General features: G+C 60.7%; 20 protein-coding genes and 2 riboswitches. Of the genes, 11 read left to right on the forward strand and 9 right to left on the reverse strand.

Annotated features, from left to right (window positions below):
• Positions 1-11 precede the first annotated feature (11 nt).
• The 7 genes from AC1DWM_RS16710 (at position 12) to AC1DWM_RS16740 (ending at position 10851) form a co-directional block, all read left to right on the forward strand.
• Positions 12-1586 carry an ABC transporter ATP-binding protein gene (locus AC1DWM_RS16710; RefSeq protein WP_477795708.1) on the forward strand — a complete coding sequence of 525 codons (1575 nt, stop codon included), beginning with the start codon at positions 12-14 and terminating at the stop codon, positions 1584-1586.
• A 168-nt stretch (positions 1587-1754) separates the two neighbouring features.
• Positions 1755-3170, forward strand: a complete 1416-nt coding sequence (locus AC1DWM_RS16715; RefSeq protein WP_477795709.1) for a sigma-54 interaction domain-containing protein — start codon at positions 1755-1757, stop codon at positions 3168-3170.
• Positions 3171-3456: 286 nt separating this feature from the next.
• A complete protein-coding gene (locus AC1DWM_RS16720; RefSeq protein WP_223513196.1) occupies positions 3457-4848 on the forward strand; it encodes a GntP family permease in 1392 nt (463 codons plus the stop codon).
• Between the two features lie 7 nt (positions 4849-4855).
• Complete coding sequence (gene hbdH, locus AC1DWM_RS16725; protein WP_223513193.1) at positions 4856-5629, forward strand: 3-hydroxybutyrate dehydrogenase; 774 nt, start codon at positions 4856-4858, stop codon at positions 5627-5629.
• A gap of 121 nt (positions 5630-5750) precedes the next feature.
• Positions 5751-7706 carry an acetoacetate--CoA ligase gene (locus tag AC1DWM_RS16730; protein ID WP_477795710.1) on the forward strand — a complete coding sequence of 652 codons (1956 nt, stop codon included), beginning with the start codon at positions 5751-5753 and terminating at the stop codon, positions 7704-7706.
• A gap of 266 nt (positions 7707-7972) precedes the next feature.
• Complete coding sequence (locus AC1DWM_RS16735; protein WP_477795711.1) at positions 7973-10510, forward strand: hybrid sensor histidine kinase/response regulator; 2538 nt, start codon at positions 7973-7975, stop codon at positions 10508-10510.
• 65 nt (positions 10511-10575) lie between these two features.
• A complete protein-coding gene (locus tag AC1DWM_RS16740; RefSeq protein WP_007898282.1) occupies positions 10576-10851 on the forward strand; it encodes a peptidylprolyl isomerase in 276 nt (91 codons plus the stop codon).
• A 138-nt stretch (positions 10852-10989) separates the two neighbouring features.
• Here AC1DWM_RS16740 and AC1DWM_RS16745 read toward each other — a convergent pair whose 3' ends face one another.
• The 4 genes from AC1DWM_RS16745 to AC1DWM_RS16760 all read right to left on the reverse strand — a co-directional run bounded on the left by AC1DWM_RS16745 (position 10990) and on the right by AC1DWM_RS16760 (position 14600).
• Positions 10990-11922, reverse strand: a complete 933-nt coding sequence (locus tag AC1DWM_RS16745; protein WP_223513184.1) for a sugar kinase — start codon at positions 11920-11922, stop codon at positions 10990-10992.
• Positions 11923-12068: 146 nt separating this feature from the next.
• Positions 12069-13286: an amino acid deaminase gene (locus tag AC1DWM_RS16750; RefSeq protein WP_223513182.1), complete on the reverse strand. Its 1218-nt coding sequence runs from the start codon at positions 13284-13286 to the stop codon at positions 12069-12071.
• 39 nt (positions 13287-13325) lie between these two features.
• On the reverse strand, positions 13326-14090 hold the full coding sequence (locus AC1DWM_RS16755; RefSeq protein ID WP_477795712.1) for an IclR family transcriptional regulator: 765 nt from the start codon (positions 14088-14090) through the stop codon (positions 13326-13328).
• A gap of 120 nt (positions 14091-14210) precedes the next feature.
• On the reverse strand, positions 14211-14600 hold the full coding sequence (locus AC1DWM_RS16760) for a RidA family protein (protein ID WP_223513178.1): 390 nt from the start codon (positions 14598-14600) through the stop codon (positions 14211-14213).
• 252 nt (positions 14601-14852) lie between these two features.
• On the opposite strand from AC1DWM_RS16760, the gene AC1DWM_RS16765 reads away from it, so the two are divergent.
• Both AC1DWM_RS16765 and AC1DWM_RS16770 read left to right on the forward strand, forming a co-directional pair.
• On the forward strand, positions 14853-15296 hold the full coding sequence (locus AC1DWM_RS16765; RefSeq protein WP_223513175.1) for a thioredoxin family protein: 444 nt from the start codon (positions 14853-14855) through the stop codon (positions 15294-15296).
• A 128-nt stretch (positions 15297-15424) separates the two neighbouring features.
• Entirely contained in the window at positions 15425-15676 is a 252-nt protein-coding gene (locus AC1DWM_RS16770; protein WP_477795713.1) for a DUF2790 domain-containing protein, read from the forward strand.
• Here AC1DWM_RS16770 and AC1DWM_RS16775 read toward each other — a convergent pair.
• Positions 15667-16077, reverse strand: coding sequence for a MerR family transcriptional regulator (locus AC1DWM_RS16775; RefSeq protein WP_223513170.1), 411 nt, complete (start codon positions 16075-16077; stop codon positions 15667-15669). The two genes, AC1DWM_RS16770 and AC1DWM_RS16775, sit on opposite strands and share 10 nt — an antisense overlap.
• Positions 16078-16154: 77 nt before the next feature.
• Between AC1DWM_RS16775 and AC1DWM_RS16780 the strand changes: the two genes are divergently transcribed.
• Positions 16155-17378, forward strand: a complete 1224-nt coding sequence (locus AC1DWM_RS16780; protein WP_477795714.1) for an NADH:flavin oxidoreductase/NADH oxidase family protein — start codon at positions 16155-16157, stop codon at positions 17376-17378.
• A gap of 101 nt (positions 17379-17479) precedes the next feature.
• Here AC1DWM_RS16780 and AC1DWM_RS16785 read toward each other — a convergent pair whose 3' ends face one another.
• The 4 genes from AC1DWM_RS16785 to cobW all read right to left on the reverse strand — a co-directional run bounded on the left by AC1DWM_RS16785 (position 17480) and on the right by cobW (position 24211).
• Positions 17480-18091 carry a vWA domain-containing protein gene (locus AC1DWM_RS16785; protein WP_411741840.1) on the reverse strand — a complete coding sequence of 204 codons (612 nt, stop codon included), beginning with the start codon at positions 18089-18091 and terminating at the stop codon, positions 17480-17482.
• A gap of 53 nt (positions 18092-18144) precedes the next feature.
• Positions 18145-19143, reverse strand: coding sequence for a magnesium chelatase ATPase subunit I (locus AC1DWM_RS16790; protein ID WP_477795715.1), 999 nt, complete (start codon positions 19141-19143; stop codon positions 18145-18147).
• Positions 19144-19288: 145 nt separating this feature from the next.
• A complete protein-coding gene (cobN, locus tag AC1DWM_RS16795) occupies positions 19289-23146 on the reverse strand; it encodes a cobaltochelatase subunit CobN (RefSeq protein WP_477795716.1) in 3858 nt (1285 codons plus the stop codon).
• Between the two features lie 3 nt (positions 23147-23149).
• Positions 23150-24211, reverse strand: a complete 1062-nt coding sequence (gene cobW / locus AC1DWM_RS16800) for a cobalamin biosynthesis protein CobW (protein WP_477795717.1) — start codon at positions 24209-24211, stop codon at positions 23150-23152.
• Between the two features lie 102 nt (positions 24212-24313).
• A riboswitch (cobalamin riboswitch) is annotated at positions 24314-24526 on the reverse strand.
• A gap of 168 nt (positions 24527-24694) precedes the next feature.
• Positions 24695-24922, forward strand: a riboswitch (cobalamin riboswitch).
• Positions 24923-25042: 120 nt separating this feature from the next.
• Here cobW and AC1DWM_RS16805 point away from each other — a divergent pair.
• Positions 25043-25246, forward strand: a complete 204-nt coding sequence (locus AC1DWM_RS16805) for a CbtB domain-containing protein (protein ID WP_223513157.1) — start codon at positions 25043-25045, stop codon at positions 25244-25246.
• Positions 25247-25248: the final 2 nt, after the last annotated feature.

Genomic DNA, 25248 nt, shown 5'->3' on the forward strand with positions numbered 1-25248 from the left:
GGACTGTTGATATGAGTACCCCCTTGATCGAAATCCGAGACCTCAGCGTCGCCTTCAATGGCGAAACCGTGGTGCGCAATCTGTGCCTGAACATCCACCCCGGCGAATGCCTGGCACTGGTCGGAGAGTCGGGGTCCGGGAAATCGGTGACGGCGCATTCGATCCTGCAATTGCTGCCCGAAACCGGCACAGAATCCACCGGCAGCATCCGTTATCGCGGCAAGGAACTGCTCGGCGCCCCGGCCAAAGTGCTGCGTGAATTGCGCGGCAACCGCATTGCGATGATTTTTCAGGAGCCGATGACATCGCTCAATCCGCTGCACAGCATCGAAAAGCAGATCGGCGAAACCCTGCTGCTGCACAAAGGCCTGACCGGCAAAGCGGCACAAGCGCGGATTCTTGAGTTGTTACACCTGGTCGGCATCCAGAAGCCCAAGGAGCGGCTCAAGGCCTACCCCCATCAACTCTCGGGCGGCCAGCGTCAACGCGTGATGATCGCGATGGCCCTGGCCTGCGAACCGGAGTTGTTGATCGCTGACGAACCGACCACGGCGTTGGACGTGACGGTGCAACGCAAGATTCTGATCCTGCTCAAATCGCTGCAACAACGGCTCGGCATGTCACTGTTGCTGATCAGCCATGACCTCAACCTGGTGCGCAGCATTGCCCAGCGTGTCTGCGTGATGAAGGATGGGGAAATCGTCGAACAGGCCACTTGCGAAACGATTTTCACCGAGCCGAAGCACCCCTACAGTTGCGTGCTGTTGAATGCCGAACCAGAGGGCGAAGCCCTGCCCCGCGACGAGCGCGAGAACGTGCTGGAAGTGGACAATCTGCGCGTGCAATTTCCCCTCGGCGGCGGCTTGTTTCAGCGCAAGACGTACCTCACCGCAGTGGATGGCATCAGCCTCAATATTCAGCGTGGCAAGACACTGGGCATCGTCGGTGAGTCCGGCTCGGGCAAGTCGACGCTCGGGCAGGCGATCCTGCGGCTGCTCGATTCCCAAGGCAGTATTCGCTTTCAGGGCGAAGAACTGGATGGCCTGACGCAAAAGCAACTGCGGCCATGGCGCAAGAAAATGCAGGTAGTGTTCCAGGACCCTTATGGCAGCCTCAGCCCACGGATGTCAGTGGCACAGATCATCAGCGAAGGCCTTGAGGTGCACAGCCAGTTGACCGATGAACAGTGCAAGGCCGAAGTGATTCGGACACTGGAAGAAGTCGGCCTCGACCCGCAAAGCCGTCATCGCTACCCGCACGAATTCTCCGGCGGCCAACGTCAGCGAATCGCCATCGCCCGGGCACTGGTGCTGAAACCGGCGCTGATCCTGTTGGACGAGCCGACCTCGGCGCTAGACCGCACCGTGCAAAAACAAGTGGTCGCCCTGCTCCGCCAGCTTCAGGAAAAACACGGCCTGACGTATTTGTTCATCAGCCATGACCTGGCGGTGGTACGCGCCTTGGCCCACGACATGATCGTGATCAAGGATGGCAAAGTGGTGGAAAGCGGTGCCAGCCATGACGTGTTTGATTCGCCGCAGCACCCGTACACCAAAGAGCTGTTGGCGGCGGCGCATCCGCGGTAGGCATAATTTCAACAGGCAGTTAGACCGAGTCGCCCATATCGCGAGCAAGCTCGGCTCCCACAGGTTCTGCTGTGTTCACAAATAGAGTGGTCACACAACGGAACTGTGGGAGCCGGGCTTGCCCGCGATGAGGCCCGCCCAGTCACCACACATTCTGGATAAGAACTCATGAACACCACTGAAAGCCTCAAGGATTACCAACGGGTCCGCCTGCTGGCGATCCGTTCGCTGTTCGAGATCATCGAGCAGTCCAGCGAAGGCACGGTGATTGTCGACCGCGATGCGAACATCGTCTGGATGAACGAACGATATGCCCGGCGTTTCGGTCTGGAGTCGGCAGAAGGTGCCATCGGCAAGTCCTGCGAAAGCGTGATCCCCGGCAGCCTGTTGCGTGAGGTGGTCCGCACCGGGCGCCCGATTTTGCTGGACATGCAGGACGCACCCAAAGAGCCGCTGGTGGTCATGCGCCTGCCAATTCACGACGATGCGGGCGTGGTGATCGGCGCCATTGGTTTTGCGCTGTTCGACGAATTGCGTAGCCTGTCGCCGATGCTCAAGCGCTACATGAGCATGCAGGAAGAACTGGCGTCCACCCGTTCGCTGCTGCGGGCGCGGCAAACCAAGTACAACTTCGCCCATTTCATTGGCACCAGCGCCGCCAGCCTTGAAGTCAAACGTCGCGCCCGACGTAGCGCCAGCGCCGAGTCGCCAGTGTTGTTGCTCGGCGAAACCGGCACCGGCAAGGAACTGCTGGCCCAGGCGATCCATAGCGCTTCGCCACGTGCGCACAAAGCCTTCGTCAGCATCAACAGCGCGGCGATTCCCGAATCGCTACTGGAAGCGGAATTCTTTGGCACCGCCCCCGGCGCGTTTACCGGCGCCGACCGCAAGGGCCGCGCCGGCAAGTTGCAGATCGCCCAGGGCGGCACGTTGTTTCTCGATGAAATCGGCGACATGCCGCTGCCGCTGCAAAGCAAACTGCTACGGGTTTTGCAGGAAAAGGAATTCGAGCCGGTTGGTTCCAACGAAGTGATCCAGAGCGATGTGCGGGTGATTGCCGCAACGTCCACCGATCTTGAGGCGGCGATCAAACGCGGTGAGTTTCGCGCGGATTTGTATTACCGCCTCAACGTGCTGCCGATCCACGTGCCGCCCCTTCGCGATCGTCTCGACGATATCCCGGCGCTCAGCGAAGCGATCCTTGAGGAATTGCGCAGTCAGCATGAACTGAACCGCGAGGCGCTGGCGTTGTTGAGCCAGCACGCATGGCCGGGGAACATTCGCGAACTGCGCAACGTCCTGGAGCGGGCAGCGTTACTCAGTGATGATCTGGTGCTGGATGCGGCGCAGATTCGTGCGGCGATTGGCACCTTCACGCCAGTGGAGCGCTCGACACCGCTGATGATTGAGCCGGTTGCACATGAGACGTTTAGTGAAGCTCGGGCGCGGTTTGACCGGCAGCTAATTGAATCCGCCCTGGCGCAATGCGGGGGCAAGGTGACTGAAGCGGCTGCGCAACTGGGGTTGGGGCGGTCGACTTTGTACAAAAAGATGGTGGCGTTGGGGATTGCAGAATCTCCATAAAGAGACACAAATCTCCATTATTAGACAGGCCATCGCGGGCAAGCCCGCCCCCACAGGGGACCGCATTTTCATGGGTGACTCGGTCAAACTGTGGGAGCGAGCCTGCTCGCGATGAGGCCATCACTGCCGAACAAGTCTCAAATCAGAGATTTGCATCTCGAAAACCCATCAAAAACAAAACAAATATCCTTATATTTCAATGACCTAAGTGTCTGGCACGAATCTCGCTAAAGCCCTCTCCCACAAAAGACCCACCCTACAAAAATAACAATCCAGGAGACACACCATGAGTGTGATCATTGCCTTGGCAGCCCTCACGCTGCTGATGCTGGCTGCTTACCGTGGCTACAGCGTTATCCTTTTCGCCCCGATTGCCGCCCTCGGCGCCGTCCTCCTCACCGACCCTTCCGCCGTCGCTCCAGTCTTCACCGGGGTGTTCATGGAGAAAATGGTCGGGTTCATCAAACTGTATTTCCCCGTGTTCCTGCTCGGTGCCGTGTTCGGCAAACTGATCGAGTTGTCCGGCTTCTCACGTTCGATCGTCGCCGCCGCCATTCGCCTGCTCGGCACGCGCCAAGCGATGTTGGTGATTGTGCTGGTCTGCGCCCTGCTCACCTACGGCGGCGTGTCGCTGTTCGTGGTGGTGTTCGCGGTCTATCCGTTTGCCGCTGAAATGTTCCGCCAGAGCAACATCCCCAAGCGTCTGATCCCGGCGACTATCGCCCTCGGCGCGTTCTCGTTCACCATGGACGCCCTGCCCGGCACTCCGCAAATCCAGAACATCATCCCCAGCACCTTCTTCAACACCACCGCCTGGGCGGCGCCGTGGCTGGGTTTGATCGGCGCGATCTTCGTGTTTTGCGCCGGCATGCTGTTTCTTCAGCGCCAGCGCAACAAGGCCCAGCGCTCTGGCGAAGGCTATGGCACTGAGTTGCGCAACGAGCCGGAAACGGCGCTCGATATCAAACTGCCTAACCCGTGGATCGCCCTGTCACCGCTGTTGGCCGTGGGCATCACGAACCTGCTATTCACCCAGTGGATTCCGCAGTGGTATGGCAAGACCCACACCCTCCAGCTGCCCGGCATGGCCGCGCCGGTGACCACCGAAATCGCCAAGCTGACGGCGATCTGGGCGGTTCAGGCGGCGTTGCTGGTGGGCATCATCCTGGTGCTGGTATTCGGCTTTCAGGCGATTCGCGGCAAGTTGGCTGAAGGCAGTCGAAGTGCAGTCAGCGGTTCGTTGCTGGCGGCGATGAACACGGCGTCGGAATACGGCTTTGGGGCGGTGATCGCCTCGCTGCCAGGCTTCCTGGTGCTGGCGGACTGGCTCAAGAGCATTCCGAACCCACTGGTCAACGAAGCCATTACCGTGACGGTACTGGCGGGCATCACCGGTTCTGCCTCGGGCGGAATGAGCATCGCCCTGGCGGCCATGGCCAACGACTTCATTGCGGCGGCCCATGCGGCCAACATACCGCTGGAAGTGCTGCACCGCGTGGCCGCGATGGCCAGTGGCGGCATGGACACCCTGCCGCACAACGGCGCGGTGATTACCTTGCTCGCGGTCACCGGCCTGACGCACCGCGAAGCCTACAAAGACATTTTCTGTATTACGCTGATCAAGACCCTGGCGGTCTTCGTGGTCATCGGCACTTTCTACGCCACTGGCATTGTGTGAGGTATTCATGACGACTCTTACAGGCAAGACCGCACTGGTCACCGGTTCCACCAGCGGCATCGGCCTGGGCATTGCGCTCAGCCTGGCCAAGGCCGGCGCCAACGTGGTGCTCAATGGCTTCGGTGATGCCTCCAAGGTAATTGCCGAGGTCCAGCAGTTCGGCGGCAAGGTCGGTCATCACCCGGCCGACGTCAGCGACCCGGCGCAGATCGCCGAGATGATCGACTACGCCGAGCGTGAGTTCGGTGGGATCGACATTCTGGTCAACAACGCCGGCATCCAGCATGTGGCGTCGGTGGAAGACTTTCCCGTGGAGCGCTGGGACTCGATTATCGCGATCAACCTGTCGTCGGTGTTTCACAGTACCCGCCTGTGCCTGCCGCGCATGCGGGCCAAGAACTGGGGGCGGATAATCAACATCGCCTCGGTGCATGGTCAAGTGGGTTCGGTGGGCAAGGCTGCGTACGTGGCGGCCAAGCATGGAGTGATCGGCTTGACCAAAGTGGTCGGTTTGGAGACTGCAACCACGCACGTGACCTGCAATGCGATCTGCCCGGGCTGGGTGTTGACGCCGTTGGTGCAGAAGCAGATCGATGACCGCGCCGCGACCGGGATTGATCCGCAGCAGGCCCAACATGATTTGCTCGCGGAGAAACAGCCGTCGCTGGAGTTCGTCACCCCGCCGCAGCTGGGTGAACTGGTGCTGTTTTTGTGCAGCGAGGCCGGTAGCCAGGTGCGTGGCGCGGCGTGGAATATTGATGGTGGGTGGTTGGCGCAGTAATCCGCCACTAGACCGCGTTATCGTTCTTCGCGAGCAGGCTCGCTCCCACAGGGGATGGCATTTCAATGTGGGAGCGATCCTGCTCGCGAATGGATCTGAAGCTAGAACAAGAGGCCAAGCCATGTCCGATATCCTCTGGCAACCCAGCACCGAACGCATCGGCAAGTCGCGCATGGAGGCCTTTCGGCGCTCCATCAGTCATCGACATCATGTCCACGTCGATGACTACCCGGCCCTGCACCAATGGTCCATCGATCAGCGCGAAGATTTCTGGCAAGCCATCGTCGATTTCTTCGATATCCGTTTTCACGATCAACCGGACGCGGTGCTGGTCGAGGGCCCGCAAATGCCCAGCGCCCGGTGGTTCCCCGGCGCCACCCTGAACTTTGCCGAACACCTGCTGCGCCGTCGCGACGATGCCATCGCGGTGATCGCCATTGGTGAGAACGGCCAGCGCGAACACCTGACCTGGGCTGAGCTGGCGGAGCATGTGGCCGGGTTCCAGCACAGCTTGATCGCTGCGGGGGTCGGCCTTGGCGATCGTGTAGCGGCGTGCATGCCCAACACCTGGCAAACACTGGTGGCCATGCTCGGCACCACCAGCCTGGGGGCGATTTGGTCCTGCTCGTCTCCGGATTTTGGCACTCGAGGTGTGATCGATCGCTTCGGCCAGATCGAACCGAAAGTACTGATCACCTGCGCCGGTTACCGCTACGCCGGCAAGGACATCGACCAGACCGGCAAAATCAACGAAATTCTTCAACGCCTGCCGTCGCTGCAGCAGTTCATCGTTGTGCCTTATGCACGGCCGCAGGCGCACATCGTGGACTTCCATACCCGCGCCAACGTGGCGTTGTGGGAGGATTTCTACGACGTCGGCGGCGAACCGGATTTCGTCCCCGTGCCCTTCGCGCACCCGCTGTACATCCTCTATTCCAGCGGCACCACCGGCGTGCCGAAATGCATCGTCCACAGCACCGGCGGCGTATTGCTGCAGCACGTCAAGGAGCACGGATTGCATTGCGATCTCGGCGCCGGCGATCGGTTGTTCTACTACACGACGTGCGGCTGGATGATGTGGAACTGGCTGGTCTCGGCCCTCGCCGTGGGCAGCGCCGTGGTCCTGTATGACGGCTCGCCTTTTCATCCCGGCCCAGAACGCTTGATCGACCTGATCGACGATGAGCGCATCAGCGTCTTCGGCACCAGCCCCAAATTTCTCGCCACGCTGGAAAGCAACGGTGTGAAGCCAAGGGAAAGCCATGACCTGAGCAGTCTGAAAACCCTGCTCTGCACCGGTTCTGCGCTGTCGCCCCAGAGTTATGACTATGTGTACCGTGACCTGAAACCCGACGTGTGTCTGGCCTCGATGTCCGGTGGCACGGACGTCGTTTCTTGCTTTGTGAACGGTAACCCTTTCCAACCGGTGCGCCGTGGCGAAATACAAGGCAAGAGCCTGGGCATGGCGGTCGAAGTCTGGAACGAGGATGGTCAGCCGGTGATCGGCGAGAAAGGTGAATTGGTGTGTACCCGGCATTTTCCGGCGATGCCCATCGGCTTCTGGAATGATCCGCAGCAGGAAAAGCTGCACGCTTCGTATTTCAGCCAGTTCCCCGGTGTCTGGGCCCAGGGCGATTACGCCGAGCAACTGCCGCACGGCGCGATGATGATCCATGGTCGCTCGGACGCAGTACTCAACCCCGGCGGCGTGCGCATTGGCACGGCAGAGATCTACCGTCAGGTGGAAAAAGTCCCGCAAGTGCTGGACAGCGTGGCCATTGGTCAGCAGTGGCAGGATGACGTGCGGGTGGTACTGTTTGTGCGCTTGCATGACGGCGTCGAACTGGATGAAGCCTTGCAGCAGCAGATCCGTCAGGTCATCCGCGCCAACACCACACCTCGGCATGTGCCGGCGAAGATCGTCGCGGTGACCGATATTCCACGCACCATCAGCGGCAAAGTCGTCGAGTTGGCGGTCAGAAACGTAGTGCACGGACATAAGGTGAAAAACACCGATGCGCTGGCTAATCCGGAGGCGCTCGAACAATTCCGCAACCGCCCCGAACTCCAGGACTGAAGAAGATCCCCTGTGGGAGCGAGCCTGCTCGCGAATGTGATGTGTCAGCCAACATTGATGTCGACTGATTCACCGCATTTGCGAGCAGGCTCGCTCCCACAGTTATATCTGCGTCAGCCGATGATTTGCGAAAACATCGATTTCCATGGCAAAAAGCACCCGCGAAGCATTCAATGAAAAAATAATGACCCAACACGGGTCATTCAGCGTCTACCGCCCTACGAGATAGAAGACGCCGCCACACCGACTTAAACGCAGGACACTGGATGAACGCATCACCCACCGGCAGCGATGCCCTGGCCTTGATTGCCAGACTGGACTGGACACGCACCCCATTGGGCGCTGCTGGCACCTGGCCGCAGAGCCTGCGCACTGCCGTGGACATCGTGATTCACTCACCGATGCCGATGCTATTGCTATGGGGACCGCAACTCACACAGATCTACAACGATGGCTTCGCCCTCCTCGCCGGCAGCAAACACCCACACGCGTTCGGACAGCCGACGCACCAGATCTGGCCAGAACTCCAGGACTTTACCGACCCGATTTACCGCGCCGTCCTGCAGGGCCAGGTGCGCACCTACAGCGAACAACGCTTTACCTTGCAACGTGACGGTGAGGATTCCGACTTCTGGCTGGATTTGACCTACAGCCCGATCCGCGATGAAAACACCGAGGTAGCCGGGATTCTGGTCACCGCCATCGAAACCAACGAACGCCGCCGCATCGCCCTTGAACTGGAACAGCGCTCGGCTGCCAGCCTCAAGGCCCAGCGCGACACCGAACAGCGCCTGCAACTGGCCTTGGCCGCTACCGACGCGGTTGGCACCTGGGACTGGGAGATCGGCGAAGACCGTTTCCTCGCCGACGCCCATTTCGCCCAACTGCACGGCGTCGATCCGGGCATGGCCGGGCAGTTGCCGATCAGCGCCTACCTCCAAGGCGTGCATCCGGAAGACCGGGCGATGATTGCGCGCAGCATCAAGCACTGCATCACCCATGGCACCGAGTACGCAGAGGAATATCGTCTGCTGCAACCCGACGGCCAGTTGCGCTGGGTGTTTGCCCGGGGGCGTTGCTACAAGGATCACCACGGCCGGCCGATGCGTTTTCTCGGCGCGGCGCTGGACCTGACCGAGCGCAAACACACCGAACAGGCGTTGCGCCAGAGCCAGACCGAGTTGCAACTGATCATCAACGCGATGCCGGTCCTGATCAGCTACGTCGACAGTGAAGAGCGTTTCCGCCTGAACAACTCCGCGTACCTGGACTGGTATGGGCTGACGCCGCAGGAGCTTTACGGCAAAACCATTCGTGAAGTGCTGGGTGATGAGGCCTATGCCTTGCGCGCCGAATACATCGCCGACGCGCTGAAGGGCAAACCCTGCTGTTTCAGCATCAGCACGCCGCACCGCGACGGCAGCCTCCGTCAGGCATTGATGAATTACCTGCCGCGCCACGGTGCGGATGGCGCAGTGAATGGGTTCTACATTTTTGTGATCGACGAAACCGAGCGCAAAAAGACCGAAGAAGCCTTGCGCAATCTCAACGAAACCCTGGAAGAGCGCGTTGCTGCCCGTACTCAACAGCTCGCTGAAGCCAACCAGCGTCTGCAAAACGAGATGTTCGAACGTGAGCGCGCCGAAGATGCCTTGCGCCATGCACAGAAAATGGAAGCGGTCGGCCAGCTCACTGGCGGCATCGCCCATGACTTCAACAACATGCTAACCGGGATCATCGGCAGCCTCGACTTGATGCAACGCTACATCGCCGAGGGGCGCACCGACGAGATCGGCCGTTTTACCGAAGCCGCCGTGTCCTCGGCCAACCGCGCCGCCGCGCTGACCCATCGCCTGCTGGCGTTCTCCCGCCGCCAATCTCTGGATCGCAAGCTGCTGAACACCAATGAGTTGGTGCGCTCGCTGGAGGACCTGCTCAGCCGGACCAAGGGCGAACACATCGAACTCAAGTTGCAACTGGCCGATGAAGTCTGGCCGATCAGCACCGACGTCAGCCAACTGGAAAACGCCCTGCTCAACCTGGTGATCAACGCCCGAGACGCAATGCCCGATGGCGGCGAACTGCTGATTGAAACCGCCAATGTTTACCTCGACGGCGGTGACATCATCACGCTGGAACCGGTCAAGGCCGGGGATTACGTAATGATTGCCGTCAGTGATAACGGCACCGGCATGACGCCGTCCATATTGGCCAAGGCGTTCGATCCGTTCTTCACCACCAAACCCATCGGCCAGGGCACCGGCCTGGGGTTGTCGATGATTTACGGCTTCGCCCAGCAATCGGGCGGGCATGTCAGCCTGTTCAGTTTGCCGGGCAAGGGCACCAGCGTGCGCTTGTACTTGCCACGCCTGCACGCCATGGAACCGCAAGACGTATTGATACCCGTGACGGGCGAAGCACCGGCGGCGATTGCCGGTGAAACCGTGGTGTTGGTGGAAGACGATCCGGCGGTGCGCATGCTGGTGCTCAACTTGCTCAATGAGCTGGGTTACCACGCACACGAAGCCGAAGATGCGAAGACGGCCCTGCCCTTGCTGGAATCCGACCTGCGCGTCGACCTGCTGGTGACCGATGTCGGGCTGCCGGGCATGAACGGGCGGCAACTGGCGGAGATCGCCCGTCAGCATCGCCCGGATCTCAAAGTGTTGTTCATGACCGGTTACGCGGAAAAGGCCACCGAACGCCAGGGCTTCCTCGAAGAAGGCATGGACATGGTGGCCAAGCCCTTCTCCATCGACCTGCTGGCCAACAAGATTCGCACGATGATCGGCCAACCCGAGTGAGTTGAGGCATAATCGCCCGCCCCCCGCTGGCACCAACATAGCCACCACCGATGCAAGGTATGCCCATGAAAGCTCAAGCCCGCCATATTCTGGTGAAAACCTCGGAAGAAGCCGAGCAGCTCAAACAACGCATCGCCAAGGGCGAAGCCTTCGATGTGCTGGCCAAAAAATACTCAACCTGCCCGTCCGGCAAGCGCGGTGGTGACTTGGGCGAAGTGCGGCCGGGGCAGATGGTCGGCGTCATTGATGCAGTGATTTTCAAGAAACCGCTGCGTGTAGTGCATGGCCCAATCAAGAGCAAATTCGGGTATCACCTGGTGCAGGTGTTTTACCGGGATTGAGCGGTGGGCTTTCGGGCCTCATCGCGAGCAGGCTCGCTCCCACAGGATTTGTGAACACTGAAGATCCAATGTGGGAGCGGCGGTGCGACGATTCGACTTGCCCGCGAACCGATTGCGCAGCAAACGGCCATTCACCCCCTATCTCGGAATGATTGCCCCCGGCACCTGAATCACCCGACTCGCCAACCGATGCCCGGCCTCAGCCGCTTCAACCGCGCTCCCGCCCTTGAGCCGACTGGCCAGGTACGCCGCGCTGAACGAATCCCCCGCCGCCGTAGTATCCACCACGCGCTCAACCTTCTGCGCCGGTACTTCAAACGACTCGCCGTCACAGCGAATCAGGCACGCTTCTGAACCGCGCTTGAGTACCACCTCCGGCGTACCGATCTGCTCGTACGCGGCAAACACAGCATCGCAATCGGAAAAATGGAACAGCGCCTGCTCGTCCTCCACGGTCAGCAACGCCAGGTCCACAAAGGGCAACACACTGCGATACGCCGTGCGGGCCTCTTCAACCGACGCCCACAAACGCGGCCGGTAATTGTTGTCGAAGACGATCCGCGCATCTCGCTGGCGGGCTTCAATCAGGGTTTCCAACAACTTTTCCCGACCTTGCACACCGAGTACCGCCAGAGTGATGCCGCTGAAATACAGCACATCGTAATCCGGCAGCGCCGCCAGAAACGGCGCGGCGGCCGGCGTGGTAAAGCAATCGCGTACAGCCGCTTCGTTGCGCCAGTAGAGGAAACGACGCTCGCCGGCCGCGTCGGTCTGGATGCAATACAAACCGGGCAAACGTCCCGGTAAGCGCTGAACCATGCCGAGGCCGATGTTTTCGCCAGCCCAGTTCTGACACATGGCGTCGCTGAAACTGTCGTCGCCCAGGGCGGTGACGTAATCGACAGCGCCGCTCGTGCCCAGCTCACGGGACAGGTAGACGGCGGTGTTCAGGGTGTCGCCGCCGAAGCTTTGTTGCAGGCTGCCGTCAGCGCGTTGTTGCAGTTCGATCATGCATTCGCCAATCAGGGCGATGCGCGGGGTGTTGGGGCCGAGGGTGTTGATGGTGTTCATTGTTCTTTCTCAGTCTGTCCGGTGTTTCTGCGGTGTTTGGCAGGCCGCCTTCGCGAGCAGGCTCGCTCCCACAGTGGATTTTCAGTGTTCACACAATCCCTGTGGGAGCGAGCCTGCTCGCGAAGGCCACACCTCGGTCTCAGCCCTTAGAAACAGGTTTCCATGGTTTCGATGACGTTCAGCTGTTCATCCACCAGACACCCCGTACGCCACTTGTCGAACGTCAGGCACGGGTGCGAGGTGCCGAACGAAATGATGTCGCCCACTCGCAATTCAACCCCCGGCGCCACAGTCATGAACGCGTGCTGATCCATTACCGCCGTCACCTTGCAGGCGCTGACGTCATCGCCCTTCGCCGGCACCACGCCGGCCTTGTAACGCAGCAGCGGCACCGGCAAACCGGCGTCGTAGGCCACGTCGCGCTTGCCCAGGGCAATCACTGCAAAACCCGGCTCCGGCATCGACTGCACGTGCGCCCAGACTTCCATTGCCGGACGCAGGCCTTCGTTGAGGTCGTTGCGGCGGTCGAGCACGCAGCATTGCGCTTCCTTGTAAATGCCATGGTCGTGCGCCACGTAGCTGCCAGGACGCAGCACACTCAGGAAACGCCCGCCAGCGTTCTGTGCTTCGAACTCTTCGGCAATCAAGTCATACCAGGCCGACCCTGATGCAGTGATGATCGGCTTGGCAATCGCAAATGCACCGCTGTCCTGCAGCTGCACCGCCAGACGCACCAAAGACGCAGCGAAATCACGAATGCCGCTGACCGCATGATCACCATGGATCACGCCTTCATAGCCTTCGATGCCGGTCAGCGCCAGCGCCGGTTGCGCGTTGATGGCTTTGGCCAGTGCGATGACTTCTGCTTCAGTCCGGCAACCGCATCGACCGCCCACTACTCCGTACTCGATCATCACGTTCAAGCGCACACCGCGTGAGGCGAAGTAGGCGCCGAGGTCGGAGACGTTGTCCGGGTGATCGACCATGCAATGAAAATCGAAAGTCGGGTCTGCCAGCAGAACGGCAATCAGCGCCATGTTCGGCGTGCCGACCAATTGGTTGGCCATCAGCACCCGACGCACGCCATGGGCATATCCCGCTCGGGTTTGCGTGGCACTGGCCAGGGTGATGCCCCAGGCGCCGGCGTCCAGTTGGCGACGAAACAGCGCCGGGGTCATGCTGGTTTTGCCGTGGGGCGCGAGCTCGGCACCGCTGTTGCTGGCAAAGGCCTGCATCCAGCGAATGTTGTGTTCGAGCGCCTCACGGTGCAGTACCAGCACCGGCAGGCTGACATCGCGGACCAGGTTGGCGCCGATATGGGCAAAGCCCTTTTCCACGGCGGCAGTGTTTTGGGCAGTAGACATGGTCGAACTCCTCACGTTCGCGGCCGCAGACAGCCGCTGTTATTCGTTGATACGCCGGGCCAGGTTGTTGGCGCTGTCAATCAACACCCGACGATAGTCGCTGTAATGAGTCTTGGCATCTGCCCGTGGGGCAACGATGCAAAGGGTCGCAATGGCCACGCCGCTGGGGTCTTTGACCGGGGCGGCGAAGCAATGGGTAAAGGTGTCGGCGACGCTATCGAACGAGAAAAACCCATCGATAGCGGCCTGACGGATTTCACCAAGAAACTGCTCCAGTGGCAGGCGTTCGCCGTTGGGCAGGATGAAATCGTCGTGGTCGATCAGGTCGATGATTTCCTCGTCACTCAAGTGCGCCAGCAGCAGGCGCCCGGACGCGGTCCAGGGAATCGGCGCGTTCTCGCCGATGTCCGAGGAAATGCGGAAATGCCGCTCGCCCTCCTTCATCAGCGCCACAGTATATTTGCGCCCGTTGAGCAGGCACATTTGCGCGGTTTCATGAGTCTGGCTGACGATCTCCTGCAAGGCGTGATCGGCCTCGCGGGTCAGGTCGAAATGACGCAAATGCGCCTGACCGAGGAAGTACAACTGTCGGCCCAGATAGACGTGACCGTCCTTGCCCGCGGGTTCGAGAATGCGTCGTTCCAGCAGAGACGCGACCAGTTCGTAGACCGTGGATTTGGGACTGCCGATGCCGCTGGCAATTTCATTCGGGCGTAGCGGTTTGCCGACTTCCTTGAGGAAATCGAGGATATCGAACGCCCGGTCCAGACCGCGTGCCCGACGCTTGATGGTGTCTTCGGTCATGTCTTCAGGCTCCCATGCTAAGTGGCCGGGTTAGGCCGCCATCGCTGGCAAGCCATGCTCCTACAGATTTTGCAGCGCTCTTGTAGGAGCGTGGCTTGCCCGCGATGGGCGCGACTCGGTTCAGGCCTTTTTCTTGTACGCGATGCAGTCAATCTCGACCTTGCAATCAACCATCATGTTCGCCTGCACACACGCGCGCGCCGGTGCATGTTCCGGGCTGAAGTACTCGGAAAACACCTTATTGAAACTCCAGAAATCCCGTGGGTCTTCCAGCCACACGCCGGTGCGCACCACGTCTTCCAGCCCATAACCGGCCTCTTCGAGGATCGCGATCAGGTTTTTCATGGTCTGGTGAGTCTGCTCGACGATACCACCGACAATGATTTCGCCATTCAGCGCCGGCACCTGCCCGGACACATGCAGCCAGCCGTCGGCTTCAACTGCGCGCGCGAAAGGACGGGGTTGGCCACCACCGGCGGTGCTGCCGGTGCCGTAACGGATAATGCTCATGAGTGTTTCTCCTGATAGATGCATATTCCGCTATAGCGGACGCGTGTAGGTAATAACGGAAACCGGCGGCAGAAAGTGTGCCACAGGTTTTGGGGGAATGTTGGGGGAGATTGAAAACTGAACGTGCGGTGCAGTAAGCCGTATCGTTCACAGCTCAGGGAAAAGCCACCTGTAATTTCTGACAGTAGACCCACCCTGCCCCCTCCTTTAACGTCGGGAAACCTCGATGGTCGTTTTGAAAAGGAGATTTCAATGAGCTCGACAACCCACCTGGCATCTCTGGCTCCGGTCTACCGTAAGGCGTTAAAAACCTGGCGTCCGGTTATTCTGTTTTTCGGCAACGAAGACTGTCCGGCGTGCGAGTCGGCGGAGCCGGTCTTTCGCGAAGTTGCCCAGCGATATCGTCATCACGCAAACATCTATGTGTTGAACACCGGCAAATCACCCCGGCACCCGAACGTCACCGGCACGCCGACCGTACTGTTCTTCAAAGACGGGAGATTGCTGAAGAAGCTCAAGGGCATTGGCACTCGGCAGACGCTGGAACAGGATTTCGCCAACCACGTTGGCAAGCTCAGACCGCGAAACGTGCGCCAAAAACCGAGTCACGATCTGGCGTGGTTGCGCCAAACCTTGCGCAGGTTGTGCACGGTGCCTCGGGCGTCTGAGCGGTTGGGTTGTCGGGGTGGGTGTTGAGGCGTGCAGTGATGGTGTCTGGCAGAGCCTGCTCGCGAAGCTTTTTTCCCCAAAGCCTGGAATAAACCCAGGCGGGGCTCGTCGTACTGCCACTGAAATCATTCAGTAGCCACTACGAGAGCCCCATCATGAAAAGCCTTCTGTTCACGCTGTTTCTGATTGGCCTGAGCGGCACTGCTGCCGCTGTCGACATCTCCAGCCCCTCGAACGTCGAGGATTACAGCTATTCGAAACCGCTGAACATTGCCAAGGTCGTCAACATCACCAACGGCGACTATTGCGGAATCGGCCCACGGGAGATGACTTACGTCGACACGATGGGCACCACCCATGTCTTGCGCTACCAGGCTTACGGTGATTCGTGCATCGATCAAAACTGATGCTTGAGCGACGCCATCACCCGCTCGGCATTCGCCTCACAGGCTATCCCTTCAGGCCGCGCCTGGATGCCTTCGATCACCACTAGCAACTTCGCCTTGCTCTGGGCCAGGTGAAGTTGCATTTCTTCGATCTGCTCGACCTTGCGCACAAGCCCCGCCACCAGTTCATCGCGCTTGAACTCGCCCGTCACGGTGTCCGGTAACAACTGCTTCAGCTCTTCGAGGCTAAACCCGGCCTGTTGGGCGCACTGAATGATCATCAGCGTTTGCAGCACTTGGGCGGGATACCGCCGGTAGCCGTTGGCCGAGCGCTCTACCTGACGAATCAAGCCCTGAGCCTCATAAAAACGAATGCGCGAAGCGTTCAGCCCGCTTAACTGCGCCAATTCACCAATTTTCATCACGGCCTCATTTGCCTGCTTGACATTAAAGTTAACTTTAAGCTTAGCCTCTGCTCTTCACTGATGAGGAGTCAAGCATGTCGCCCTTCCAAGCGTTGAATCTGCCCAACGGCCAGACCGTCGGCAATCGTATCGCCAAAGCCGCGATGGAAGAAAACCTCGCCGACACCGGGCAAGCACCGTCAAGCGCGTTGTTTCAGCTGTATCAGGCCTGGGCCGAGGGCGAAGCCGGTCTGTTGCTGACCGGCAATGTCATGATCGACCGCCGCGCCATGACCGGTCCCGGTGGCGTGGTGCTGGAAGACGAACGCGATCTGCAACGCTTTCGTCAGTGGGCAACCATCGGTCGATCCGGTGGCGCACAGTTCTGGATGCAGCTCAATCATCCCGGCCGCCAGACCATGGCCAACCTCGGCCAACAAGCCTTGGCGCCATCCGCCGTCGCGCTGGACATGGGGGCGTTTTCGAAGATGTTTGCCGAGCCCAAACCGATGTCCGAAGACGATATCGCCGAGGTCATCGCGCGCTTCGCCACCAGCGCGGCCCTCGCCGAACAAGCTGGCTTCACCGGCGTGCAGATTCATGCGGCGCACGGTTACTTGATCAGCCAGTTCCTCTCGCCATTGACCAATCGCCGCACCGACCGTTGGGGTGGATCGCTGGAGAATCGCGCGCGTTTGCTGCTGGACGTGGTCAGCGCCGTTCGCCAAGCCGTCTCACCGCAGTTTTGCGTGGCGGTGAAACTCAACTCCGCCGACTTCCAGCGCGGCGGTTTTGACGCCAATGATGCCCGCCAAGTGATTGTGTGGCTCAACGAGCAACACATCGACCTGTTGGAACTCTCCGGCGGCAGCTACGAAGCCCCGGCCATGCAAGGCGAAGCCCGCGATGGCCGAACATTGGCCCGTGAAGCTTACTTCCTGGAAATGGCCGGTGAACTGGCCAGCGTGGCGCGCATGCCGGTGATGGTGACGGGCGGCATTCGGCGCCTGGCTGTCGTCGAACAGGTGCTCGACAGCGGTATCGCCATGGCCGGTATCGGCACAGCACTGGCGGTTGAGCCGCAGTTGGTCAAACACTGGCGCGAAGGCCGCAACAGCCATCCGCAGTTGCCGCCGATTCTGTGGAAACGCAAACCGCTGGCCGCGCTGGCGAGCATGGCGGTGGTGAAGTTTCAGCTCAAGCGCCTGAGTCGCGGGCATAAGCCTCGGCCACAGGTGTCGGCGCTGTGGGCGCTGATTCTTGACCAGTTGTACATCAGCCGACGGACTCGGCAGTACCGGCAGGCGATGGGCAAATAATCTGAGACCGAGTTGGTTCCATTCGCTGGCAAGCCAGCTCCTACAGAACCAATGTAGGAGCTGGCTTGCCAGCGAAAGGGCCGGAACAGCCAACCAGAATCTCAGCCCAGAATCAGCTCATCAATGTGCCGATAATCCGCTTGTAACTCCACCGCCATCTGCTTCGCTCGCCCCAACCGAATCGGCCCACGTTCGATATCAATCAGCAGCCCCGGACACTCCAGCACCGGCAAACTCGACCACTCTTTCAACCGCCCATCCGTCACCAGCAACACCCGCTGCTGTTCCGCCGGAAAACGCTTTTGCCGCATCGCCAGCCAGCGCCCCGCCTCACCCAGCGCCGCCAATAACGGCGTACCGCCGCCCGCCCCCAGACCATCGAGCCAGTCGCGCATACCCGACGACGCTTTCAAGCCTTGCACTTGCCACTTGGGCGCAAGACCGCTGGCTGTCAACAACGCCAACCGCGCGCGCTGGCGGTAGGCATCGTCGAACAGTTGCGCCAGCAAGCCTTTGGCATCGCTCAACGCCTGGTGACGTCGGGTCGAGGCGGACGCATCGACGATCACCAGCCACAGTTCGTGGGCAGAGCGCGTGCGCAGGTGGAACAGCACATCGCTGCGCTGACGTGGCCGGCCGTTGAGCAAGGTACCGGGCCAGTTGATCGAGCCGCTGCGCGCGGCGTGGCGTTTGCCTTGCTTGCCATTGTCCAGCCGTCCTGCGCGGGGTCTGGCATTCGCCCCCGCATCAGATCGAGGGCGAATGCCTAGGGCTTTTTTGGCCAGCTCGGCACTTCGCGGCGTGCGCCGACCGGCAGCGCCTGGGCGGGCATTTCACCCCATTGGCCCTGGCCTTCGCTCGGGTTGGAGTTTTGTGCAGACGGCGGCTGACGGTGTTGCGGTGCCGGCGGTGATTGCTCACGACGACGATGGCGCAAGGCGAACTCGGCGACGGCGTCGATATCGACCTCGGTGATCATGTTTGCACCGCGCCATGCGGCATGGGCGCGTGCAGCGCGTAACCAGACCAGGTCAGCGCGCAAGCCATCGACGCCAGCGGCAAAGCAGCGCTCAGTGATCAGTGCCAGCGCTTCATCGTCAAGGGGGATGCTCGCCAGGACGCTACGGGCCTTTTCACACCGTTCGCGCAACGACTGCTGCTGGTGTTCCCACTGCGCGCAGAAGCGTTGCGGATCGCTGTCGAAATCCAGTCGTCGACGAATGATCTGGCCGCGTTCGGTCGGTGCTGTGTGCCCACTGAGCGCGACGTTCAGGCCAAAGCGGTCGAGCAGTTGCGGACGCAGTTCGCCCTCTTCCGGGTTCATGGTGCCGATCAGCACAAACTTCGCCGAATGCCGATGGGAAATGCCGTCACGCTCAATCAGGTTGGTGCCGCTGGCGGCAACGTCGAGCAACAGGTCCACGAGGTGATCGGGCAGCAGATTGACTTCATCGACGTAGAGCACGCCGCCGTCTGCCTTCGCCAATACACCGGGGGAAAATTGTGCACGCCCGTCACTCAGGGCGGCGTCGAGGTCGAGGGTGCCGACCAGACGCTCTTCGGTGGCGCCCAATGGCAAGGTGACGAATTGACCGCTGGCCAACAGGTCCGCGAGACCCCGGGCCAAAGTGGATTTGGCCATGCCGCGCGGACCTTCGATCAGCACGCCGCCAATTTTCGGGTCAATAGCGGTCAGGCATAGGGCGAGTTTCAAGTCGTCGGCACCGACCACGGCGGATAACGGGAAATGCGGGGTGTCGGTCATCTTCAATACTCGGTCATGGTCGGTGGCAGGTGAACCTTAAACCTGTAGGAGTGAGCCTGCTCGCGATAGCGGTATTTCAGACAGCATCTTTGTTGGCTGAAAGAATGTCATCGCGAGCAGGCTCACTCCTACAGGGGTAAGTGCATTAGCTGTCTTCTTCTATATCCAGCAGCAAGTTTTCCAGCGCCTCGCGATACTCGCCCGGTTCCTTCCACATCCCCCGCTGCTGCGCTTCCAGCATCCGTTCGGTCATGTCTCGCAAGGCGTGCGGATTGTGCTCACGAACAAAATCCCGAGTCGCCGGGTCGAGCAAATAGGCGTCGGCCAGCAATGCGTACTGGTGATCGTCAATCAATTGCGTGGTGGCGTCGAACGCAAACAGGTTATCGACCGTCGCCGCCAGTTCAAACGCGCCTTTGTAGCCGTGACGTTTCACCCCCTCGATCCACTTCGGATTCGCCGCCCGGGAGCGGATCACTCGGTTCAGCTCTTCTTTCAAAGTGCGAATCTTCGGCAAGTCCGGCTGACTGTGATCGCCGTGGTAACTGGCCGCGGCTTCACCGCTGAGGCTTTCCACAGCGGCGAGCATGCCGCCCTGGAATTGGTAATAGTCGTTGGAATCGAGCAAATCGTGCTCGCGATTGTCCTGGTTTTGCAGCACCGCTTGCACCTGGCTCAGGCGCTGGGCGAATTGTTCGCGGGCAGCGGTGCCTTCGTCGGAACCGCCATAAGCGTAGCCGCCCCAGTTCAGGTAAACCTCGGCCAGGTCTTCACGGCTTTGCCACAGACGACCGTCGATAGCGCCCTGCACACCGGCGCCATAGGCACCGGGTTTGGCACCGAAAATCCGCCAGCCAGCCTGACGGTTCGCGGCGTCTGCATCCAGACCCGATTGCATCAACGCTTCACGCTCGGCACGCACTTTGGCGGCCAGCGGGTTGAGGTCATCCGGCTCGTCCAGAGCTGCAACCGCTTGCACGGCTGCGTCGAACAAACGGATCAGGTTGGCAAAGGCATCGCGGAAGAACCCGGAAACACGCAGAGTGACGTCCACGCGCGGGCGGTCAAGTAAGCTCAGCGGCAGAATTTCGAAATCGTCGACCCGCTGACTGCCCGTGGCCCAGACCGGACGCACGCCCATCAGCGCCATGGCTTGGGCGATGTCGTCGCCGCCGGTGCGCATGGTTGCGGTGCCCCAGACCGACAGGCCGAGCTGACGCAGGTGATCGCCGTGATCTTGCAGATGCCGTTCGAGAATCAGGTTCGCTGACTGGAAGCCAATGCGCCATGCGGTGGTGGTTGGCAGGTTGCGCACGTCCACCGAATAGAAGTTGCGCCCGGTCGGCAGCACGTCCAGGCGACCGCGACTCGGTGCGCCGCTGGGGCCGGCCGGGACGAAACGACCCTTCAGGGCGTCGAGCAGACCGCGCATTTCTGCCGGGCCACAAGCGTCAAGACGTGGCGCGACGACTTCACGCAGGCTTTCGATGATGGCACGCACGTCCGACCAACCCGCCTCCTGTGGGAGTGAGCCTGCTCGCGATAGCGGTGTGTCAATCGACATCAACGTTGAATGATGAACCGCATCGCGAGCAGGCTCACTCCTACAGGGTCCGGGTTCAGTCATCAAAGTTTGCGAAATGAGTTGAGCGGCAAACAGTTCCAGGCGTTCACGCGTATCACCCGCCGTACGCCAGACCTCATCACTGAGCGATTGCAGCTCAGCAGGACGCAGCCCGGTCCAAGGCTCGGCCAGCGCACAATCCAGCGGATCGAAACCCAACCCGAACGCCTTGGCCAACGCCCGCAGCAAACTGGATTGCGCACCACGGCCATCACCGCGCGGAATCCGCAACAGCGCCAATAACGTATCGATGCGCAACCGCCCGGCCGGTGACTCGCCGAAGATGTGCAGGCCATCGCGAATCTGCGATTCCTTCAAATCACACAGGTACGTGTCCAGGCGTGGCAACCAGATCGCCGCATCGGCATCGCTGTCGAGTTTTTCGTCCAGTTGCAGTTCGCGGTCAATGTGGGTTTCGCGCACCAGTTGCAGAATGTCGCGCTGTAACTCGCGGGCACGACGCGGATCAAGCAGTTGCGCTTCGTAATATTCATCGGCCAGCAGCTCAAGGTTGCGCAGTGGCCCATAGGTTTCAGCACGCGTCAGCGGCGGCATCAAGTGGTCGATAATCACCGCCTGGGTGCGGCGTTTGGCCTGTGCGCCCTCGCCCGGATCGTTGACGATAAACGGATAGATGTTCGGCAACGGCCCGAGCAGTACATCCGGCCAGCAGTTTTCCGACAGCCCGACGCCTTTGCCCGGCAGCCATTCGAGGTTGCCGTGCTTGCCGACGTGAATCACGCCGTGGGCACCGTAGGTGTTGCGCAGCCAGAAATAAAACGCCAGATAGCCGTGAGGCGGTACCAGGTCCGGGTCGTGATACACCGCACTCGGGTCCACCTGATAGCCGCGCGCCGGTTGAATGCCGACGAAGGTCAGACCGAAGCGCAGGCCAGCGATCATCATGCGCCCGCCACGGTACATTGGGTCGCTTTCGGGCGTGCCCCAACGTTCCAGCACGGCCTGGCGATTGGCCTCGGGCAAGGCGTCGAACATGCGGTTGTATTCGTCCAGCGCGAGGCTTTGATGACACGGACGCTGGTCTAAGGTGTCGAGGTCGTTGCTGACACCGCCGAGCAATTGCTGGATTAGTGCGGTACCGCTGTCCGGCAATTCGGCCGCCAACGGATAACCTTCTTTATGCAGCGCACGCAGGATATTCAATGTGGCGGCCGGCGTGTCGAGGCCGACGCCATTGCCGATGCGTCCATCACGGGTCGGGTAGTTGGCAAGGATCAGGGCGATGCGTTTTTCGCTGTTCGGTACCCGCGCCAGATCGATCCAGCGCCGCGCCAGTTCGGCGACAAAATCCATGCGTTCCGGCTGAGGTCGATAACACACCACATCGGACTGACTGCGCTCGCTGCGCCACGCCAGGTCCTTGAAACTGATCGGACGGCTGATGATGCGCCCGTCCAGCTCCGGCAACGCGATGTGCATCGCCAGATCACGCGGGCCGAGACCCTGCTCGCTGGCGCGCCAACCGGGCTCGTTGTCCTGGGCGCAGATCGCCTGGATCACCGGGATGTTGCGGCGAAACGGGCGCAAGTGCGGTGCTTCTGGGCTGGATTGGGCGAAACCGGTGGTGTTCAAAATCACCCCCGCCTCGACTTCATCCAGCCAATCCTCGACCACCGTCAGGCAGCCGGGCTCTTTCAAACTGGCCACGGCAATCGGCAAAGGGTTCAACCCCGCCGCCTGCAAACGCTGGCAGAAAACATCGATAAAACCGGTATTGGCCGCCTGCAAATGCGAGCGGTAAAACAGCACCGCTGCCACGGGTTGATCGGCCTGCCAGTCGGCTTGCCAATCCTTCAGTTCAGTGGGGCTTTTGTGCGGGTGGTAAATCGCCGTGCGTGGCAGAATTTGCGGCTCGGCCCAGGCGTAATCGCGGCCCAACCAGCGAGTGGCCAGACAACGGAAAAAATCCAGGGCATTGCCCATGCCGCCCTGACGCAAAAACTGCCAGAGCCGGTCACGGTCGCAGGCCTCCACGGTGCTGAGGTCGCTGAGTTCCGGGTCCGGACGATCATCGCCCGGCACCAGAATCAGCTGCACGCCCCGTTCGGACAATTGCACCAACCGCTCGACGCCATACCGCCAATAGGCGATGCCGCCGTGCAGTGAGATCAGAATCACCTTGGCGTGACGCAACACTTCATCGACATACAGATCGACCGAGGCGTGATTCTGCACCTGCATCGGGTTGGCCAGGCGCACGCTGGGGTAGTCGTCGGGTAGTTGCTGCGCGGCTTCAGCAAGCAGCGCGAGGCTGGAATCGCCGCTGCACAGGATCACCAGCTCGGCGGGGGTTTGGCCAAGGTCGGCGATGTTGTCATCCGACACGAAACCGCCGGGCTGGGTCCTGAGCAGGTGCATGGCTTAAACGCTGAGCGCGGCGCGCAATTGCGCTTCGAGTTGAGCGGCGTCCAGATCCTGGCCGATCAACACCAGGCGCGTGGTGCGCGCTTCATCGGCGCCCCACTGACGGTCGAAATGCTTGTCGAAACGCGTGCCCACGCCCTGAATCAGCAAGCGCATCGGCTTGTTCGGGATCGCGGCGAAGCCTTTGACGCGCAGGATGCCGTGCTGGACCACCAATTGCGTCAGCGCGTCCATCAGCAGGCTTTCGTCGGCTTGCGGCAGTTCGATGGAAATGGAATCGAAAGCGTCGTGATCATGATCGTCTTCACCTTCATGGTGGTGATCGTGGTGGCTGTGACGGCTGTCGATGTGTTCTTCGGAGCCAGCGCCTAGGCCGATCAACACGTCCAGCGGCAGGCGACCGCTGCTGGCTTCGATTACTTTCACCGCTGGCGGCAGCTCTTCGGCGACTTCGAGGCGCACGCGGGCCAGGTCTTCAGGGCTGATCAGGTCGGCCTTGTTGAGGATCACCAGGTCGGCGCTGGCCAGTTGGTCGGCGAACAGCTCGTGCAGTGGTGATTCATGGTCCAGGTTCGGGTCGAGTTTACGCTGGGCGTCGACCTGATCCGGGAACGCGGCGAAGGTGCCGGCGGCCACGGCCGGGCTGTCGACGACGGTAATGACCGCGTCGACGGTGCAGGCACTGCGGATTTCCGGCCATTGGAAGGCTTGAACCAACGGTTTTGGCAGGGCCAGGCCCGAGGTTTCGATGAGGATATGGTCGAGGTCACCGCGACGGGCCACCAGTTCGCGCATCACCGGGAAGAATTCTTCCTGAACGGTGCAGCACAGGCAGCCGTTGGCCAATTCATAAACGCGGCCGTTGGCTTCTTCTTCGGTGCAGCCGATGGAGCACTGCTTGAGGATTTCGCCGTCGATGCCCAACTCGCCAAACTCGTTGACGATCACCGCAATGCGACGGCCCTGAGCGTTGTCGAGCATGTGCCGCAGCAAGGTGGTTTTACCCGAACCGAGGAAGCCGGTAACGATGGTGACGGGGAGTTTGGCCAGTGTTTTCATCGGATGCCCTTTGGCAAGGTGGCGGGCATACGGGACGACGACCGGCAACGCGGATGCACGTGCCTGAAGAGTTCGCCACCGGATCACCCCGCCCGGTTGAAAGTGAGAATCTGTGTCGAGGCAGGTCTCCTGGCTGACGGCTGGCCAGTCGTTTGACTGGCGGTTGCTGCGCCTTCCCGCTCGCGCCATGGCTGGCGCATGCAGTGGCATGGCAGAAACTGAACCGTTCACAGTTGCGGGGGCAGCCGCGGCATTGACCGCGTTCCCTTCTTAGCTTCGGCTAAACGCCGAAGAACCTCGAAAGCGCAAGGCTACGCATCGCGCTGGGGCGGGTCAATGTCTTGTGGCGGCCATCGGGACGCCAGCGCGGGCAAGCCTTGCTCCTTCGCGCACTTGTAGGAGCAAGGCTTGCCCGCGATTGAGGCGACACAATCCCGAGTTGCGAACCCTTGCCAATTGACGCGTATCCCCCGCCCATGMTTTCCTACGCACTTTGTTACGGGTGCCCTTCACAGGGTGAAACGGGAAACCGGTGAATCATGTGCTTTACTCAAAGCCATGTCAGTCCGGTGCTGCCCCCGCAACGGTAAGCGAGCGAAGCATCAAATCCACTGTGCCAGCAGTTCGGCATGGGAAGGTGATGCTTGCAGGTCAAGGCGAAAGCCTGCGCCCCTCGTGAGCCCGGAGACCGGCCCGCAACACAAAGTGACCGCTACGGTCACTGAACAACAAACCCGCGGTGGGCGGGCGCTGTTTGAACGTCTGCGTGCCCGACTCGCAGGGGTTTTCCATGCGCTCTTTTCACCCGCTGACACACCAGAGGGATGCGCCATGTCGATTATCAGCAGTACCGGCAGCAACACGGACAAGAGCACCGCCAGCACCACCACAACCCTGACTCAACGCCTGACCGCCGCCGTGTGTGCGTCGATCCTTGGTGCTAGCCTTGTGTATTTCGCCGGTTTCTCGCACATCGAGGCGGTGCACAACGCCGCGCACGATACCCGTCACAGCTCTGCTTTCCCGTGCCATTGAGA

The organism is Pseudomonas sp. P4_C8 (genome assembly GCF_056401975.1).

Excerpts from the sequence above, each read along its gene's own strand:
- AC1DWM_RS16710 (WP_477795708.1), top strand. The coding sequence starts at position 12 with ATGAGTACCCCCTTGATCGAAATCCGAGACCTCAGCGTCGCCTTCAAT.
- AC1DWM_RS16715 (WP_477795709.1), top strand. The coding sequence starts at position 1,755 with ATGAACACCACTGAAAGCCTCAAGGATTACCAACGGGTCCGCCTGCTG.
- AC1DWM_RS16720 (WP_223513196.1), top strand. The coding sequence starts at position 3,457 with ATGAGTGTGATCATTGCCTTGGCAGCCCTCACGCTGCTGATGCTGGCT.
- hbdH (WP_223513193.1), top strand. The coding sequence starts at position 4,856 with ATGACGACTCTTACAGGCAAGACCGCACTGGTCACCGGTTCCACCAGC.
- AC1DWM_RS16730 (WP_477795710.1), top strand. The coding sequence starts at position 5,751 with ATGTCCGATATCCTCTGGCAACCCAGCACCGAACGCATCGGCAAGTCG.
- AC1DWM_RS16735 (WP_477795711.1), top strand. The coding sequence starts at position 7,973 with ATGAACGCATCACCCACCGGCAGCGATGCCCTGGCCTTGATTGCCAGA.
- AC1DWM_RS16740 (WP_007898282.1), top strand. The coding sequence starts at position 10,576 with ATGAAAGCTCAAGCCCGCCATATTCTGGTGAAAACCTCGGAAGAAGCC.
- AC1DWM_RS16745 (WP_223513184.1), bottom strand. The coding sequence starts at position 11,922 with ATGAACACCATCAACACCCTCGGCCCCAACACCCCGCGCATCGCCCTG.
- AC1DWM_RS16750 (WP_223513182.1), bottom strand. The coding sequence starts at position 13,286 with ATGTCTACTGCCCAAAACACTGCCGCCGTGGAAAAGGGCTTTGCCCAT.
- AC1DWM_RS16755 (WP_477795712.1), bottom strand. The coding sequence starts at position 14,090 with ATGACCGAAGACACCATCAAGCGTCGGGCACGCGGTCTGGACCGGGCG.
- AC1DWM_RS16760 (WP_223513178.1), bottom strand. The coding sequence starts at position 14,600 with ATGAGCATTATCCGTTACGGCACCGGCAGCACCGCCGGTGGTGGCCAA.
- AC1DWM_RS16765 (WP_223513175.1), top strand. The coding sequence starts at position 14,853 with ATGAGCTCGACAACCCACCTGGCATCTCTGGCTCCGGTCTACCGTAAG.
- AC1DWM_RS16770 (WP_477795713.1), top strand. The coding sequence starts at position 15,425 with ATGAAAAGCCTTCTGTTCACGCTGTTTCTGATTGGCCTGAGCGGCACT.
- AC1DWM_RS16775 (WP_223513170.1), bottom strand. The coding sequence starts at position 16,077 with ATGAAAATTGGTGAATTGGCGCAGTTAAGCGGGCTGAACGCTTCGCGC.
- AC1DWM_RS16780 (WP_477795714.1), top strand. The coding sequence starts at position 16,155 with ATGTCGCCCTTCCAAGCGTTGAATCTGCCCAACGGCCAGACCGTCGGC.
- AC1DWM_RS16790 (WP_477795715.1), bottom strand. The coding sequence starts at position 19,143 with ATGACCGACACCCCGCATTTCCCGTTATCCGCCGTGGTCGGTGCCGAC.
- cobN (WP_477795716.1), bottom strand. The coding sequence starts at position 23,146 with ATGCACCTGCTCAGGACCCAGCCCGGCGGTTTCGTGTCGGATGACAAC.
- cobW (WP_477795717.1), bottom strand. The coding sequence starts at position 24,211 with ATGAAAACACTGGCCAAACTCCCCGTCACCATCGTTACCGGCTTCCTC.
- AC1DWM_RS16805 (WP_223513157.1), top strand. The coding sequence starts at position 25,043 with ATGTCGATTATCAGCAGTACCGGCAGCAACACGGACAAGAGCACCGCC.